Annotated in this window: 15 protein-coding genes and 1 pseudogene; 5 read left to right on the top strand and 11 right to left on the bottom strand. The window is 74.4% G+C overall.

What is annotated here, in order from left to right:
* Window positions 1-11: 11 nt before the first annotated feature.
* Window positions 12-1,442 carry a GntT/GntP/DsdX family permease gene (locus tag ABWU78_RS20340; RefSeq protein ID WP_439159340.1) on the bottom strand — a complete coding sequence of 477 codons (1,431 nt, stop codon included), beginning with the start codon at window positions 1,440-1,442 and terminating at the stop codon, window positions 12-14.
* The gene (locus ABWU78_RS20335) at window positions 1,439-2,053 is read right to left on the bottom strand and encodes a gluconokinase (RefSeq protein ID WP_353708245.1); all 615 of its coding nucleotides are present in this window, start codon (window positions 2,051-2,053) and stop codon (window positions 1,439-1,441) included. Before ABWU78_RS20335 ends, ABWU78_RS20340 begins: the two co-directional genes overlap by 4 nt.
* Window positions 2,054-2,219: 166 nt before the next feature.
* On the opposite strand from ABWU78_RS20335, the gene ABWU78_RS20330 reads away from it, so the two are divergent.
* On the top strand, window positions 2,220-2,921 hold the full coding sequence (locus ABWU78_RS20330) for a FadR/GntR family transcriptional regulator (protein ID WP_439159339.1): 702 nt from the start codon (window positions 2,220-2,222) through the stop codon (window positions 2,919-2,921).
* A gap of 129 nt (window positions 2,922-3,050) precedes the next feature.
* Here ABWU78_RS20330 and ABWU78_RS20325 read toward each other — a convergent pair whose 3' ends face one another.
* Window positions 3,051-3,509 carry a MarR family winged helix-turn-helix transcriptional regulator gene (locus ABWU78_RS20325; protein WP_439159338.1) on the bottom strand — a complete coding sequence of 153 codons (459 nt, stop codon included), beginning with the start codon at window positions 3,507-3,509 and terminating at the stop codon, window positions 3,051-3,053.
* Window positions 3,510-3,689: 180 nt separating this feature from the next.
* Here ABWU78_RS20325 and ABWU78_RS20320 point away from each other — a divergent pair, with 180 nt between their 5' ends.
* On the top strand, window positions 3,690-4,508 hold the full coding sequence (locus ABWU78_RS20320) for an aldo/keto reductase (protein ID WP_439159341.1): 819 nt from the start codon (window positions 3,690-3,692) through the stop codon (window positions 4,506-4,508).
* Window positions 4,509-4,582: 74 nt separating this feature from the next.
* Window positions 4,583-5,854: an MFS transporter gene (locus ABWU78_RS20315; RefSeq protein WP_439159337.1), complete on the top strand. Its 1,272-nt coding sequence runs from the start codon at window positions 4,583-4,585 to the stop codon at window positions 5,852-5,854.
* Between the two features lie 73 nt (window positions 5,855-5,927).
* Here ABWU78_RS20315 and ABWU78_RS20310 read toward each other — a convergent pair whose 3' ends face one another.
* From ABWU78_RS20310 to ABWU78_RS20300, 3 genes are read right to left on the bottom strand one after another with little or no spacing between them, the layout of a single operon-like run.
* Window positions 5,928-8,117 carry an ABC transporter permease gene (locus ABWU78_RS20310; protein ID WP_439159336.1) on the bottom strand — a complete coding sequence of 730 codons (2,190 nt, stop codon included), beginning with the start codon at window positions 8,115-8,117 and terminating at the stop codon, window positions 5,928-5,930.
* Window positions 8,118-8,142: 25 nt separating this feature from the next.
* Window positions 8,143-9,024 (bottom strand): molybdate ABC transporter substrate-binding protein, encoded by an 882-nt coding sequence (gene modA / locus ABWU78_RS20305; protein WP_439159335.1) that lies wholly within the window; start codon window positions 9,022-9,024, stop codon window positions 8,143-8,145.
* Window positions 9,021-9,425: a TOBE domain-containing protein gene (locus tag ABWU78_RS20300; RefSeq protein ID WP_439159334.1), complete on the bottom strand. Its 405-nt coding sequence runs from the start codon at window positions 9,423-9,425 to the stop codon at window positions 9,021-9,023. Before ABWU78_RS20300 ends, modA begins: the two co-directional genes overlap by 4 nt.
* Window positions 9,426-9,720: 295 nt before the next feature.
* On the opposite strand from ABWU78_RS20300, the gene ABWU78_RS20295 reads away from it, so the two are divergent.
* A complete protein-coding gene (locus ABWU78_RS20295) occupies window positions 9,721-10,641 on the top strand; it encodes an alpha/beta hydrolase family protein (RefSeq protein WP_439159333.1) in 921 nt (306 codons plus the stop codon).
* Between the two features lie 126 nt (window positions 10,642-10,767).
* Window positions 10,768-11,253 carry a GNAT family N-acetyltransferase gene (locus tag ABWU78_RS20290; protein WP_439159332.1) on the top strand — a complete coding sequence of 162 codons (486 nt, stop codon included), beginning with the start codon at window positions 10,768-10,770 and terminating at the stop codon, window positions 11,251-11,253.
* Between the two features lie 106 nt (window positions 11,254-11,359).
* Here the strand turns inward: ABWU78_RS20290 and ABWU78_RS20285 are convergent, their stop codons facing one another.
* From ABWU78_RS20285 to ABWU78_RS20265, 5 genes and pseudogenes are all read right to left on the bottom strand, one after another.
* Entirely contained in the window at window positions 11,360-11,926 is a 567-nt protein-coding gene (locus tag ABWU78_RS20285) for a hypothetical protein (protein WP_439159331.1), read from the bottom strand.
* 170 nt (window positions 11,927-12,096) lie between these two features.
* Window positions 12,097-12,663, bottom strand: coding sequence for a DoxX family membrane protein (locus ABWU78_RS20280; protein ID WP_439159330.1), 567 nt, complete (start codon window positions 12,661-12,663; stop codon window positions 12,097-12,099).
* Window positions 12,664-12,849: 186 nt separating this feature from the next.
* The gene (narI, locus tag ABWU78_RS20275) at window positions 12,850-13,608 is read right to left on the bottom strand and encodes a respiratory nitrate reductase subunit gamma (RefSeq protein ID WP_439159329.1); all 759 of its coding nucleotides are present in this window, start codon (window positions 13,606-13,608) and stop codon (window positions 12,850-12,852) included.
* Window positions 13,605-14,360 (bottom strand): nitrate reductase molybdenum cofactor assembly chaperone, encoded by a 756-nt coding sequence (narJ, locus tag ABWU78_RS20270; protein ID WP_439159328.1) that lies wholly within the window; start codon window positions 14,358-14,360, stop codon window positions 13,605-13,607. The genes narI and narJ overlap by 4 nt, the downstream gene beginning before the upstream one ends.
* Window positions 14,357-15,005: pseudogene (locus ABWU78_RS20265) on the bottom strand (hypothetical protein); the annotation flags it as partial. The pseudogene ABWU78_RS20265 and the gene narJ, both read right to left, overlap by 4 nt.

Raw genomic sequence — 15,005 nt, 5'->3', positions numbered from 1 at the left:
CGCCCGTTCCGCTAGACGACGAGGCCCAGGAGGAGGACCACGAGGAGCGCGACGACGGACAGGACGCACTCCATGAGCGACCACGTCTTGAATGTCTGCCCGACGGTCATGCCGAAGTACTCCTTGACGAGCCAGAACCCGGCGTCGTTGACGTGCGACAGGAACACCGACCCCGCGCCGATCGAGAGCACGAGCAGCGCGGCGTGCGTGGGCGGCAGGGTCGCGGCGATCGGGGCCATGATGCCCGCGGCGGTGATGGTCGCGACGGTCGCGGAGCCGGTGGCGACGCGGATGAGGACGGCGACGAGCCAGCCCGCGAGCAGCGGCGTGATGTTCGCGTCCGAGATGCCCTTCACGACGACGTCGCCCACGCCCGAGTCGACGAGCGTCTGCTTGAAGCCGCCGCCGGCGCCGACGATGAGGAGGATGCCCGCGATCGGCGCGAACGACGAGTCGACGAGCTTGCTCACCTGGTCGCGCGTGCGGCCGAGCGCGGAGCCCAGCACGACGAGCGAGGTGAGCGCGGTGATGAGCAGCGCGACGAGCGGGGTGCCGATGAACTCGAAGACGCGGCCCCAGCCGGTGTCGATGGACCCGCTGACCTCGACGAGGGTGCGGGCGAGCATGAGGATCACGGGCAGCAGGACGACGCCGACGGAGACCGCGAAGCTCGGGCGCGGTGCGTCCTCGTCGCGCTCGGAGACGCCGAGCACGGACGTGGGCGGCGGGAGCGGCACCCAGCGCGCGAGGGGCTTGGCGAGCAGCGGGCCGGACACGACCACGGTGGGGATCGCGACGAGCAGGCCGAGGCCGAGCGTCAGGCCGAGGTCGGCGCCGAGCGCGTCGATGGCGAGCAGCGGCCCGGGGTGCGGCGGGACCAGGCCATGCAGCGCCGACAGGCCCGCGAGCGCGGGGATCCCGACGAGGATCGGGTTGGTGCGGACGCGCTTGGCCACGAGCATGACCACGGGCACGAGGAGGACGACGCCCACCTCGAAGAACAGCGGGATCCCGATGACGAACGCGATGAGCGCCATGGCCCACGGCAGGCGCTGCGGCGTCGTCCTGCCGAGGATCGTGTCGACGATCTGGTCGGCGCCCCCGGAGTCGATGAGCAGCTTGCCGATGATCGCGCCGAGCGCGATGAGGACGCCGACCCCGGCGACGGTCGAGCCGAGCCCCGCGGAGAAGCTGGTGAACGCGTCGACGAAGTCGATGCCGGCCACGACGGCGAGCACGGCCGAGCCGATCATCAGCGCGAGGAACGGGTGCAGCTTGAGCCACACGATGAGGACGACGATCGTCGCGATGCCGACGACGGCGGCGAGGACGAGCTGGGCCGTCCCGGCGTCGGTCACGGGGGCGTCCTCCGCGGCGCGCGCGACGGCCGCGGCGGCGGACGGAGCGAGCGTCGTGAGGTGCTGCGTGAGCGTGCCGATCATCGCGGCGCCTCCGTCCCGGCCGAGGTCCCGGTCGAGGTGCTGGGGTCGGTCCGCCCGCAGTCGGCCCGCCGGTCGAGCACGAGGTCGGCGATCTCCTCGGGCGTGCGGGTGACGTCGACCGTGAAGCCGGGCTCGTCGTCGCCCAGGGGCTCGAGCGTGGCGAGCTGGGAGGGCAGGAGCGACGTGGGCATGAAGTGGCCGCTGCGGTGCTCCATGCGCTCGGCGAGGAGCTCGGGGCTGCCGTCGAGGTGGACGAAGCAGACGCGGCCGCGCGCGGTGCGCAGCAGGTCGCGGTAGGAGCGCTTGAGCGCGGAGCAGGTCACGACGCCGGAGCGTCCGGCGTCCGCCTCGGCGCTCAGCCAGTCGCGGATCGCCTCGAGCCACGGCCAGCGGTCCTCGTCGGTGAGCGGGGTGCCCGCGCTCATCTTCTCGATGTTGGCCTGCGGGTGGAACCGGTCGGCCTCGGCGTACTCGGTCTCGAGGCGCTGCGCGAGCAGCGTCGCGACCGTCGTCTTGCCCGAGCCCGCGACCCCCATGACGACGAGGTGCTGGGGTGCGTGCTCGGGTGCGGCGCTCTCGGCCTGGACCGTGGTGCTGACGTCCGTGTCCATGTGTCGACTTCCGTGTCGGGCGGGCGTCCGGTGCGGGTGCGTCTCGCGGCGCGGTCCCGTCCCGGGTGGCGACCGTCGTGGTCCCCACTGCCGACCACTGTGCGGCATTGGTAGCACCTTTGGCAAGTGATTGATATCACCAATGGGCGCCAGTAGGCTGCTGACCATGGCGACGACGGTCCTGCACACCACCGTGCTCGACGCTCTCGGACGCCGTATCACCAGCGGCGACGTCCCCGCCGGCTCGCCGCTCACGCTCGAGTCGATCGGTTCCGAGTTCGGCGTCTCGCGCACCGTCGCGCGCGAGGTCATGCGGCTCCTCGAAGGGCTCGGCCTGGTGCGGTCGAAGCGTCGTGTCGGGCTCGTCGTCCTCGGCGTCGAGGAGTGGAACGTGCTCGACCCACGCGTCATCCGCTGGCGCCTCGAAGGGCCGGGTCGTGACTCGCAGCTCCGCACGCTCACCGAGCTGCGCCACGCCGTCGAGCCGCTCGCGGCCGCCGGAGCGGCGGTCCATGCGACGGACGACGAGCGCGCCGAGCTCGTCGCGGCGGCGACGCGCATGCGGATGCTCGGCGAGGCGGGCGACCTGGAGGAGTTCCTCGCGCTCGACGTGCGCTTCCACGAGCTCCTGCTGCGCTCGAGCGGCAACGAGATGTTCGGCGCGCTCGCCGGCGTCGTCGCCGCGGTGCTCAGCGGGCGGACGCACCTGGGCCTCATGCCCGCGTCCCCCGTCCCCGAGGCGCTGGACCAGCACGAGGCCGTCGCGCGCGCCGTCGCGGACGGCGACCCGCGCGCCGCCGAGGCGGCGATGGCGGCGATCGTCGGCGAGGTCCGCGCCGCGCTCGGCGGGGTCGACCGACAGGCCTGACCGGACCCTCACGCGTGCGCCGGTCCGGCTCGTCGTGCCTGCCGGACGACGTCGTACCTGCCGGGCGGGGTCGTGCCCGCTGGGCGGCGCCGTGCCCGCTGGGCGGCGCCGTGCCGGGAGCTGGCGGGGCTACCTCGCGCCGGCGGGGACCGGGAGCGCGTGCAGCGCGTCGACGAGCGACGCGAGCTCGGGCGTCTCCGTCGCGTCGTGCAGGGCCGCCTCGAGGGTCGCGTCGTGGGTGGGGCGCGCGGCGCGCAGGAGCGCCTCGCCCGCGGGCGTGAGCTCGGTGTAGATCCCGCGGCGGTCGTCCTGGCACAGGATGCGCGTGAGCAGGCCGCGGTCCTCGAGCCGGTTGACGAGCCGGGTCGTCGCGCTGGGGGAGAGCGCGGCGGCCCGCGCGAGCTGCTGCATGCGCATGTGCCAGCCGTCCTGCCGGGAGAGCGCGTCGAGCACGGTGTACTCGACGACCGAGAGGTCGTGCTCCGACTGCAGGGCACGCTCGAGCGCGGCGTCGATGAGCCCGTGCAGCGCGGCGAGCGTGCGCCAGCCCTGCGCGCGGATCTCGACGGCGTCGTCGGCGATGCCCATGGGGTCCTCCTCGGTGCGTGCGTGCCGTCACAACTATAGCGCTTGTGCAACTAATCGGCGTGTGCAACTATCGATAGCGCGCGTCTGCAACAAGTGCAGACGCTAGGTGAACGCGTGTGCAACGCGATCCCTTCCCGATCGTCCCTCAGGAGCCCTTCCGTGTCCTCGACCACCACGACCATGCCCCGCACGACCCTGCGCGGAGGCACCTCGATCCCGCAGGTCGGCTTCGGCGTCTTCCAGGTGCCCGACGCCGAGACCACGCGAGCGGTGAGCCTCGCCCTCGAGGCGGGGTACCGCAGCGTCGACACCGCGGCGGTCTACGGCAACGAGGCGGGCGTGGGCCGCGCTCTCGCGGAGTCCGGCCTCGCGCGCGACGACGTCTTCGTCACGAGCAAGCTGTGGATCGACTCCCTCGCCCGCGACACCGTCCGCCCCGCGCTCGAGAGGTCGCTCGAGCTGCTCGGGCTCGACCGGCTGGACCTCTACCTGATCCACTGGCCGTCGCCCGCCCGCGGCCGGTACGTCGAGGCGTGGGAGGGTCTCGTCGCGGCCCGCGACGCGGGCCTCGTCCGCGAGATCGGCGTCTCCAACTTCGAGCCCGCGCACCTGCGCGCGGTCGTCGCGGCGACGGGCGAGACGCCCGCCGTCAACCAGGTCGAGCTGCACCCCGCGCTCCAGCAGCGCGCGCTGCGCGACGTCCACGCCGAGCTCGGGATCGTCACCGAGGCGTGGAGCCCGCTGGGCCAGGGCACGGTCCTCGACGACCCGACGGTCGTCCGCGTCGCCGCCGCCCACGACGTCACGCCCGCCCAGGTCGTCCTGCGCTGGCACCTGCAGCAGGGGACGGTCGTCATCCCCAAGTCCGTGACCCCCGCGCGGATCGCGTCGAACCTCGACGTCCTCGGCTTCGCGCTCACCGCCGACGAGGTCACCGCGATCGACGCCCTCGACGCGGGCGGTCGCATCGGACCGCACCCCGACACCTTCGAGGGCTGACGCGCCGGCGCGCGCCCCGGCCCGCGCCGCGCCTCGCCCGCGAGACCGCACCTTCCCGGAACCAGGAGATCGTCATGCCAGTCGCCCTCTGGGCCCTCGCCATCGGGGGCTTCGGCATCGGGCTCACCGAGTTCGTCATCATGGGCCTGCTGCCCGAGGTGGCCGCCGACTTCGGCGTCACCGAGTCCGTCGCCGGCTACCTCATCTCGGGCTACGCGCTGTCCGTCGCCGTCGGCGCGATCGGCCTCACGGCCGCCCTGACGCGCGTCGACCGCAAGAAGGCCCTCCTCGGCCTCATGGTCCTGTTCATCGCGGGCAACCTGCTGTCCGCCGTCGCGCCGACGTATGAGGTCATGCTCCTCGGCCGCGTCGTCGCGGCGCTGTGCCACGGCGCGTTCTTCGGGATCGGCGCCGTCGTGGCGGCCGACCTCGTCGCGCCCGAGAAGCGGGCCGGGGCCATCTCGATCATGTTCGCCGGGCTGACCATCGCGAACGTGCTCGGCGTCCCGTTCGGCACGTTCCTCGGCCAGGCCGCCGGATGGCGTGCGACGTTCTGGGCCATCACCGCCATCGGCGTCGTCGCGCTCGCCGGGATCGCGCTCCTCGTCCCGTCGCGCGTCGGGTCGCCCGACGGCGTCCCCGCACCCGACGGCAGCACCTCGCCCGGGACGGACCGCGCGTCGGGCAGCACCGGGCTGCGCGGCGAGCTCGCCGCGTTCCGCAGCGCGCAGGTGTGGTTCTCGATCGCGATCACCGTGCTCGGGTTCGGCGGGATGTTCGGCGCGTTCACGTACATCGCGTTCACGCTCACCGAGGTGGGCGGGTTCACGACGGCGTCGGTCCCGTGGCTGCTCGTGCTGTTCGGCGGCGGTCTGTTCGTGGGCAACCTCGTCGGCGGGCGCGCCGCCGACCGCCGGCTCGGCACGACGCTCGTCGTGCTGTTCGCGGCGCTCACCGTGGTGCTGGGCGTCTTCGCGCTCACCGCGACGAGCCAGGTGATGACCGTCGTGAGCCTCGTCCTCATGGGCGCCTTCGGGTTCGCGACTGTCCCCGGGCTCCAGATGCGCGTCATGTCGTTCGCCCAGGGCGCCCCCACCCTCGCGTCGGGCGCGAACATCGCCGCCTTCAACGTCGGCAACGCGCTGGGCGCGTGGATCGGCGGCCTGACCATCGCCGCCGGGCTCGGCTTCACGTCGCCCCTGTGGGCGGGCGCCGCGATGACCGCCGTCGGGCTCGTCGTCCTGCTCGTCGCGGTCAGGGCCCGCGGCGGTGAGTGGTCGCGAGCCGTGCGGCCCCCGCACGACGCGGCGCCCGCCCCCGCGCCGGAGGCACGGGCCGCAGTCTGACACCCGCGGTGCCGAACCCGGGGTCCTTCCTCACGACTGGCGAGTCGTGGGGAACGACCCCGGGTTCGGCGTGTCAGTGGGGGTGGATGCGCACCTCGGCCGCCTTGACCACGAACCAGACGTGCTCGCCCGGGGTCAGGCGCAGCTCGGCGACGGCGCGCGGCGTGAGGTCGGCGGCCAGGTGCGGGGCGTCGTGGCCGACGGCGGTCGTCGTCACTGCGGCCTGGTCGCCCCGATCCTCGCCCGCCACGCGACCCCACACGCGCAGCAGCGGTCCGTGCGGCTCCACGCTCGTCACGACGACCCGGTAGGCGTTGCGGGGACTGCCCTCGGGCGTCGCCCGGTGGACGGCGACCGCGCGCGGCTCGAACACCGCGACGGCCCCGTCGCCGACGGCGAGCGGATCGCCCGCCGTCCCGCGCACACGGACCTCGGTGCCGTCGACGGCGAGGGTCGCCTCGCGTGCGGCGGCCTCCTCCGGCCCCGCCTCGGTGCGGACCAGAGCCGCGTCCGCGCCGGCGGAGCCCGGCGCCGTCCCGAGGCTGCCCACCGTGACGGGCTCCGGCACGGCGACATGGACGACGCTCCCCGCGAGCAGGTTCACACCCGCGAGGCGGGCCGCGAACCGGGACCGCGGCCGCGTGAGGACCTGGTCCACCGGACCGTCCTCGACGACGCGGCCGTCGTCCAGGACGACGACGCGGTCCGCCAGCAGCAGTACGTCGAGCAGGTCGTGGGTCACGAGGAGCGTCGTGCGCGGGTGCTCGCGCTGCGCGTGGTGCAGCACCGACCGCACGTGCTGCGCGACGCCGACGTCGAGCGAGGCGAGCGGCTCGTCCAGCAGGAGGACGCGGGGGTCGGTGACGAGCGCCCGGGCGATCGCGACGCGCTGCGCCTGCCCGCCGGAGAGGTCGGTCGCGCGCCGGGTCGCGAGGTGGGCGGCGCCGACGTGCCCGAGCGCGGCCCGGGCCTCGCGCCGGGCGCGCGAGCGTGGCACGCCCCGCGCCCGGAGGCCGAACGCGACGTTGTCCTCGACCGACAGGTTCGCGAACAGCAGCGGCCGCTGGCTCAGCCACGCGACCCGGCGGCGGCGCGGCGCGGCGCGCGTGACGTCGTCGTCCCCCACGGCGACCCGGGCGCCAGGCGCGTCACCGGGTGGGAGGAGGCCCGCGACGACCTGCACGAGCGTCGACTTGCCCGCGCCGTTCTCGCCGAGCACCGCGACGACCTCGCCCGGGGCGAGCGCGAGGTCGACGTCGAGCCCGCGGTCGGGGACGACGGCGCGCACGGCGAGCGCGGCGGGGGCCCCGCCGGCGCGCGGGGTCGGGTCCGCGGCGGCTGCCGTCGCCCGGTCGTCGTCGGCCCTGGGCGAGACGTCCTCCTGGACGAGCCGATCGCCGTCGGGCAGGGTGCCCGGCCCGCGGGCCACCCGGCCCCCGCGCCGCGGTCGCGCCGTCCGGGAATCCGGGCCCCCGAGCACGCGCGGGCCGTGGATGGCCGCCGTGATGAGCACGGCCACCACGACGAGCACGAACGACAGCGCGACGGCGGCGTCCGGGTCGGCGCTGCGCTGGAGGTAGATCTCGAGCGGCAGGGTCTGCGTGACGCCCTGGAGCGCGCCCGCGAACGTGATGGTCGCGCCGAACTCGCCGAGCGCCCGCGCGAACGCGAGCACCGCGCCCGACGTCAGCCCCGGCAGGACGCGGGGGAGGGTGACGCGGCGCAGCACCGTCGTCGGGCGGGCCCCGAGCGTCGCGGCGACGTCCTCGAGGCGCGCGTCCTGCGTGCGCAGCGCGCCCTCGAGGCTCAGGACGAGGAACGGGAGGGCGACGAAGGTCTGCGCGATGACGACGGCCGTCGTGGTGAACGCGATCTCGATCCCCAGCACCTCGAGGTGCCGGCCGATCAGCCCGCGTCGCCCGAACGTGTGGAGCAGCGCGATGCCGCCGACCACGGGCGGCAGGACGAGCGGGAGCAGGACGAGGGCGCGCGCGACGCGCTGCCCGGGGAACGTCGTGCGCGCGAGGACGAGCGCCATGGGCGTGCCGAGCACGACGCAGCACAGCGTCGCGACGAGCGCGGTGCGCAGGGACAGCCCGAGCGCGTCGACCGCGGCCGGGGACGTCACGAGGGCCCAGAAGCCGCCGGTCCCGGCCGGCCCCGGCGTCGGCTCGACGCGCGCGACCATCGCCACCACGGGGACGACGACGAACAGCGCGCCGAGCAGCGCCGGGACCAGGACCCAGCGGGGGAGCCCGCGCATCAGGACCCGCCGGGTGCCGCGGACGTCACGGCGCGGAGGCGTCCGGCGCGCCGAAGCCCGCGGCGGCGAGCGCGGCCTGCCCGGCGTCGCCGGTCACGAGGTCGATCCACGCCCGCGCGAGCTCGACCTGCTCCGGGCCGGACCGCTCGGCCGCCGCGACGAGCGCGATCGGGTAGACGTTGAGCGCCGCGTCGGTCTCGGGCACGTCGACCACGTCGACGTCGTCGCCCGCGAGGGTCGCGTCCGTGATGTACACGAGGCCCGCGTCGGCCTCGCCCGACGTCACCTTGGCGAGCACGTCCGTGACGTTCGCCTCCTCGCTCACGCGGTGGACGGTGACGCCCGCGCCCTCGGCCACCGTGTCGGTCGCGGCGCCGCACGGGACCTCCGGCGCGCACACCACGACCTTGACGTCCTCGCGCGCGAGGTCGGCGAACGTCTCGACGCCGGCCGGGTTGCCGGGCGGGGTGACGACCGTCAGCGTGTTCGTCGCGAACGCGACGGGGTCGGACGCGTCGCCCGCGTCGACGACCCGGGCCATGGTGCGCTCGTCCGCGGAGGCGAAGACGTCGGCCGGTGCCCCGGCGAGGATCTGGTCGCCCAGGTCGGACGACCCCGCGAACGACAGCGCCACGGTCACGCCCTCGTGCTCGGCCTCGAAGTCCGCCGCGAGGTCCGTGAACACGTCGCGCAGCGACGCGGCGGCGAGGACCGTGAGCGTGCTCTCCTCGGCCGGCGTGCTCGCGGCGTCCGCGGCACCGTCCGATGGCGCGGCGTCGCCCCCGCCGTCCGCGCCCGTGCCGCACGCGGCGAGCGCGGCGAGGAGCGTCGCCGCCCCGAGCGCCGCGAGGGTGCGCCGGGTCCGGCGGTGCGCGGGGGCCGGGCGGGGCCGTGCGGACGCGCTCACGCGGTTCCTCCCGGCGTCTCGACGATGACGGTCGTCGCCTTGACGACCGCGACGGCCAGGCTCCCGGGCTCGAGGCGCAGCTCGCGCACGGCCTCGGTGCTCATGAGCGAGACCACGCGCTGGCCTCCGCAGAGCATCTCGACCTGGGACATCACGGTGTCGCTCACGACGTCCGTCACGATCCCGACGAACCGGTTGCGCGCCGAGCGGGCGACGCCGGACGGGTCGGGCGTCGGGTGCGACTGCGCGACGGCGAAGCGCGCGAGCTCCGCGCCCTCGACGACCTTGCGCCCGGCGTCGTCGACGCTCGCCGCGAGCTCGCCGGCGTCGACCCACCGGCGGACGGTGTCGTCGCTCACCCCGAGCAGGCTCGCGGCCTCTCGAATCCGAAAATGCGGCATAGTGGCGACGATAGACCCGCACCTGCGGAGTGTCACGCCGCAGGACCGTGGAAACCCCGAGAGACGGACGCCAAGCACCGGGGTGCTCGCTCAGTGGTGCACCGTGCGCCCGAGGGACGCGCCTGGGCGTGCATCGCTCGAACGCCCGTGCATCGCTCGACCGGAGTGTGCTCGCCAGGCCACGGGACCGCGGCTCGGCGCGTGGCTCTCGGGGTGTTTGTTAGGGTGCCGTATGTTCTCACGACGGCGTGATTCTCGACCGGGCCGCTCTGCCCGCCGCACCAGGGCGTGCGGCGTGCTGGCGGCCCTCGTGGCGGCGACGCTCGCCGCGTGCACCGGGGGCGCGACGCCGCAGGAGCCGGCGCCGACCACGCTCGCGCCCGACGCCGCGGCGACCCCGGCCCAGGGTCCGACGCCGACGTCCGAGGTCACCGTGCACGAGACCGGGCCCGAGGGCTTCCCCGGGGCCTACGCCGTCCCGGAGGGGCTCTCCGCCGATGACCCGCGGCCCGCCGTCCTCGCGTTCGGCGGGTCGGAGGGTGGGTCGCAGGGCGGGCGGGCGTTCGCGGAGGCGATCGCCGGACTGGGGTACCCGGCCCTCGGGATCGGCTACTTCAAGGGCGTCGACCAGCCGGCCGCGCTCGAGGAGGTGCCGGTGGAGACGTTCCTCGACGCGCTCGCGTGGCTCCGGGAGCAGCCGGGCGTGGACGGCGACGCCGTGCTCGCGTTCGGTGCGTCGCGCGGTGGGGAGATGGCGCTGTGGCTCGCGGCGAACCGGCCGGACCTCGTGCAGGGCGCGATCGCCCCGGTCGGCGCCGACGCGATCATGTGCGGATACCCGGACGCGTCTGTCTCCGCATGGACACTTGGGGGTGAGGCGCTCCCGTGCTCGGCGGACTGGACCGCAGCGAGCGACGCCGACCCCGCGGCGCGGATCCCGGTCGACTCGATCACCGGGCCCGTGATCCTCGCGTGCGGGACCGAGGACGACGTCTGGTACTCGTGCGGGTACCTCCGTCGTGCTGAACGAGCTCTGGACAGTCGCAGGCAGGGCACCATCGTCGCGATCGTGGGCGAGGGCGCGGGCCACGACGTCTCCCCGCCACCGTGGATGGAGTACTCCACCGGTGACGCCGCGCGGGACGCCGCCGGACTCGACGCGCGACGACAGCTCTGGTCCGCCGTCGACGAGGTGCTCGCGTCCCTCGACTCCTGAGCTCGCGCGCGTCGTCCGGCCGCCAAGGTCGACTGCTGCGTCACGGCGCGAGCGCTGGGTCCACGGACGCGTCGCTCGACGTCGACGCGGCGCACGACGTCCCCGGCCGTGTGGCACGCTCGGGGCGTGAGCGAGACGACGACCCGGGCGGGCGTGCGCGTCGCCGTCGAGGACCTGGCGGCCGAGGACGTGCTGGCGCTGCTGCAGGAGCATCTGGACGAGATGCACGCGACGTCGCCGCCGGAGAGCGTGCACGCGCTGGACGTGGAGCGGCTGCGCGCGCCGGACATCACCTTCGTCACCGCGCGCTCCGCGGACGGCGGTCTCCTGGGGTGCGGTGCGCTCAAGCAGCACGACGCGACGCTGGGCGAGCTCAAGTCCATGCGCACGACGGCGGCCGCGCGGGGCCGGGGCGTCGCCGCGACGGTCCTCGCGCACCTGCTCGACGTCGCACGCGACCGTGGGCTCGACCGCGTGAGCCTGGAGACGGGCGCGGAGGACTACTTCGCGCCCGCGCGTCGCCTCTACGCGCGCCACGGGTTCGTGCCGTGCGCACCGTTCGCCGACTACACGGACGACCCGAACAGCACGTACATGTCTCGCACCCTCTGAGCCCCACTGCAGCAAGGACGGCACCGGGCGGTCACGGGCGTCGACGAGCACATGCCCGTCAGCAGGTGGTGGGCGCGTCGTGTCGGGACGCCCGGACAGCGAGCGGTTACCTCTTCGCCAGCCGTCGGAGCCAGGTGACAGGGCCGCAGAGGTGTGCGTCATCGTGCATCGTCGAAGGCATCTCTTGCGCAGCGACGGATTCACAGACGAGGGCTTTGGCCAGCGCGCATCGCCACGCAAGCGCATCGTGGCGCTCCTGGGCCTGTTCGCGGCCTTCCGTCGCGAACCAGACCCCGAGAGCCAAGCATGCCACGGCGCCAAGGAGGAAACCGACGGTCTGGAGCCCAGCAAGTCTCAGCTCCGGAAGATCCGACGCCATGGGCCATGACAGTGCGAGAACGATCTGGATGCCGACCAGCGCGATCGACGCCGACGCGACCCACATCGCGATGCTCAGCGCCGGCCGGACAACGGCGTGGGTGGTCGCGTCATCGACCGCCTGGTCAGCCGCGACGGATGCTCGCACCCAGTCCTCGCGTTCTATTCCTTCGTGGACCAGTCGGTGAACCATCTCGTCGTCGCAGGTTCGTCCGAAGAGGACCCGCGGCGTCTTCTTGAAGTTGCGCCGCCTGTCGCGTCTGGTCTCGATCTCGAGCTCGTCGTAGGTGACCACACCGCCCCCTTGCCGTTGGCTGCTGCTGAGCGCACAGCCGGTCTCGAGGAAGCGTAACGAGCGGGTCCGACGCCGCGTGCTGGGCGTCTGGAGAGCGAAGGACCCCGTGTCCTGTGCCGGTCACGGGGTCCTTCTCGTCGGGTCGTGGAAGGCGTGGGAGCGCCTGGGTGTCATGCGTCGAGCTTCAGCCGGGCACCGAGGGCGACCGCCGCCACGACGGCAGCGCCGGCGACGAGCACGAGGTCCTTGAGCACGTACTGGCCCAGGAGGGTCATGCCGTGACCGAACAGCTCGCCGGCGAACAGGACGATCGGCGACAGGATGCCGGCCATCGCGACGGCGAGAGCGACCAGCCCGGCCCGCAGGAGGCGGCCCGTGAGGAGGGTCAGGCCGATGAAGGTCTCGAGGACCGCGGTGAAGATCACGGCCGCCGTCCCGCCGACGAGGCCGAACGTGAGCGTCTCGACGGTCCGCGCCGCGATCGACTCCGCCGGGCTCGCGCCGGGGAAGAACTTCAGGACGCCGAACCCGAGGAACACGAGGCCGAGGGCGACGCGCAGCGCGGGCACGGACCAGCGCGTGAGGAAGCGCGCGGTGGCGGCGACGGCAGCGTCGACGCGGCCGGCCAGGCGCGCCGGCAGGACGGACGCGCGGCGCCGGGCGGCGGGCGTGGTGGACGACGCGGACGGGCGGACGGCGCGGGGGCGACCGGCGGTCGTCGGGGCGGTGGTGGACATGCTCGAACCTCTTCCGGGTGACGGTCGCGGTCGGGGTGACCGCCCCTGGAAGGAGGGGGCGTCGGGGCGTTCCGTGGTCGCCGTGCCGCCCTTTTCACCCGGCCGTCGCGGGCCGGCGCTCGGGCCGCGGCGGCGATTTCCTGCCGCTGACCTGGTACGTCGTGAGGCCGGTGCGGTTGGCCCGGATCACCGTCCGCGCGGGCGCTCCGACGGGTCCCAGCCGGGCCGCGGGGCGCGGGCGGCGACCGACGCCTCGCGCGACCGGTACACCACGTACGGGCGGAACAGGTAGGGCGCGGGCGCGGAGAACGCGTGAACAAGCCGCGTGAACGGCCACAGGATGAACAGCAGGTTGGCGGCGACGATGTGGAGCTGGAACGCCGCGGGCACGCCCTCCATGAGCGCGGGCTGCGGCTGCAGGTACCAGAGCGACCGGAACCAGGGCGAGATCGTCTCCCGGTAGTCGTACCCGTGGCCGCCGGCGAGGAGCTGCGTCTGCACCGTCGCCCACGACCCGAGCAGGATCGACGCCGCGAGGAACACGTACATCGTCTTGTCCATGCGCGTCGTCGCGCGGAAGACGGGACCGGTGGTGCGGCGCCGGTAGACGAGGATGAGCAGCCCGGCGACGAGCGCGACCGCCGCGATCGACCCCATGTACGTGGCGACGAAGTGGTAGGCGACCTCCTGGATGCCCACCGCCTCCGTCCACGACGTGGGGATGACGAGGCCCATGAGGTGCCCGAGGATCACGAACAGCAGCCCGAAGTGGAAGAGCGGGGAGCCGAGCCGCAGGAGCCGCTTCTCGTAGAGCTCGCTCGACCGCGTGGTCCAGCCGAACTTGTCGTACCGGTACCGCCAGACCGACCCCACGACGAACACCGCGAACGTCACGTACGGGAACACGACCCACAGCAGGATCTCGCCCGTGCTCACCCCGCTCATCGCACCGCTCCTCCGGTTCGGCCGGACCCGCTGCCGTACGGCTCCAGCGCGAACGGCTCCATCCCCACGAGCTCGGCGGGCGGACCCGCCGTCACGAGCTCGACGTACCGCTCCCGCGTGCGCGCGTCGAGCGGCGGCAGGGTGAGGCACACCGCCTCGACCAGCCCGGTCCACGGGCTCGCCATGCTCTCGAGCGCGGTCCGCAGCACCTCGATCCCGTCGCGGTGCGAGGCGAGCAGCCCCGCGGCGATCGTGGCGTCGTCGCCCTCGGTGCGGGCCGAGAACTCGAGCACGGTCGGCAGGTAGTCGGGCAGCTCCGAGCCCGTGACCTCCCAGCCCGCGGCCCGGTACGCCTCGACGAACGCGACGAGGGCCGTCCCGCGCCGCCGGGTGTCGCCCGCGGCGTAGTACGACAGGTACATCGAGCACTTGCGCTTGAGGTCGAACGTCGCGACGTAGCGGGCCTGGAGGTCGCGCAGGCCCTGCGCGTCCGCCGGCGCCGGCAGCGCGTCGCAGAACGCGTCGAGGCGCTCGCGGACCGGCGCGGGCAGCCCCGGCGTCGAGGCCCGGACGGCGACGGCCGCGTCGAGCACGTCCGCGTCGGGGTAGGCGAGCAGCACGGACACGGCCATGTGCGCCGTGCGGCGCTGGGTGTCCGACGCCGCGACCGGCGAAAGGTGGTCGGGCTGCGGCCCGCGAGGTCGTGCCCCGGGACGCAGCGCCGGGGTCGGGAGCAGGGATCGCGTCCTCATCGGGTGCCCCCGTCGGGCTCGACGCCGGGCCCGTTCCCGGGTGCCGGTCCGCCCGCCGATCCGGCGGCGGGTCGACCGGGCGTCGACGGGCCGGGGATCGTGTCGTGGCGCGCGTCCTGCCGACCCCCGGGCAGCGATCCGGGGCCTCCGGGCGTGACGCCGCCGGTCCCGGTGCCCGCGCCGGTCCCGCCGGTCGTCGCGTCCTCGCCCGGCGGGAAGAGCCCGGGCGGGCGGCCGTTGCCGTCCCAGTTGAGGAGGTTCACGCGGCCCGGTGTCGAGGGCCCGTACGGCGAGTCCGCCGTCTGGCGCGCCTGGAGGACGTGGAAGTTCTCGACCGCGACGGGCACCGGGCTCCCCGACGTCTCGCCGAACGGGCCGCCGCCGGTGAGGCCCATGCCGCCCATGCCGGGGCCGCCGTCGTAGTCGAGGGAACAGGAAAGCTCGTCGAGCTCGCGGGCGATCTCGGTGTGGGCGGTGGGGATGACGTACCGGTCTTCGTACTTCGCGATCGCGAGGAGGCGGTACATGTCTTGGATTTGGGTGCCGGTCATGCCGACGGCGGCCGCGGTGTGTTCGTCGGGTTCGTGGCCGAGGTTGAGGTCGCGCATGTAGGAGCGCATGGCGGCCAGGCGGCGTAGGACGCGT

The organism is Cellulosimicrobium sp. CpK407, from assembly GCF_051844275.1.
Taxonomy (GTDB): domain Bacteria; phylum Actinomycetota; class Actinomycetes; order Actinomycetales; family Cellulomonadaceae; genus Cellulosimicrobium; species Cellulosimicrobium cellulans_G.
The sequence above is the reverse complement of the archived record's forward strand: the minus strand, read 5'-3'. Positions and strand labels throughout refer to the sequence as shown.

Bases quoted from the DNA above. Each gene is read 5' to 3' on its own strand.
- ABWU78_RS20320 (WP_439159341.1), top strand. From the start codon at position 3,690: ATGCCCCGCACGACCCTGCGCGGAGGCACCTCGATCCCGCAGGTCGGC.
- narJ (WP_439159328.1), bottom strand. From the start codon at position 14,360: ATGAGGACGCGATCCCTGCTCCCGACCCCGGCGCTGCGTCCCGGGGCA.
- ABWU78_RS20330 (WP_439159339.1), top strand. From the start codon at position 2,220: ATGGCGACGACGGTCCTGCACACCACCGTGCTCGACGCTCTCGGACGC.
- narI (WP_439159329.1), bottom strand. From the start codon at position 13,608: ATGAGCGGGGTGAGCACGGGCGAGATCCTGCTGTGGGTCGTGTTCCCG.
- ABWU78_RS20335 (WP_353708245.1), bottom strand. From the start codon at position 2,053: ATGGACACGGACGTCAGCACCACGGTCCAGGCCGAGAGCGCCGCACCC.
- ABWU78_RS20315 (WP_439159337.1), top strand. From the start codon at position 4,583: ATGCCAGTCGCCCTCTGGGCCCTCGCCATCGGGGGCTTCGGCATCGGG.
- ABWU78_RS20280 (WP_439159330.1), bottom strand. From the start codon at position 12,663: ATGTCCACCACCGCCCCGACGACCGCCGGTCGCCCCCGCGCCGTCCGC.
- ABWU78_RS20340 (WP_439159340.1), bottom strand. From the start codon at position 1,442: ATGATCGGCACGCTCACGCAGCACCTCACGACGCTCGCTCCGTCCGCC.
- ABWU78_RS20325 (WP_439159338.1), bottom strand. From the start codon at position 3,509: ATGGGCATCGCCGACGACGCCGTCGAGATCCGCGCGCAGGGCTGGCGC.
- ABWU78_RS20300 (WP_439159334.1), bottom strand. From the start codon at position 9,425: ATGCCGCATTTTCGGATTCGAGAGGCCGCGAGCCTGCTCGGGGTGAGC.
- ABWU78_RS20310 (WP_439159336.1), bottom strand. From the start codon at position 8,117: ATGCGCGGGCTCCCCCGCTGGGTCCTGGTCCCGGCGCTGCTCGGCGCG.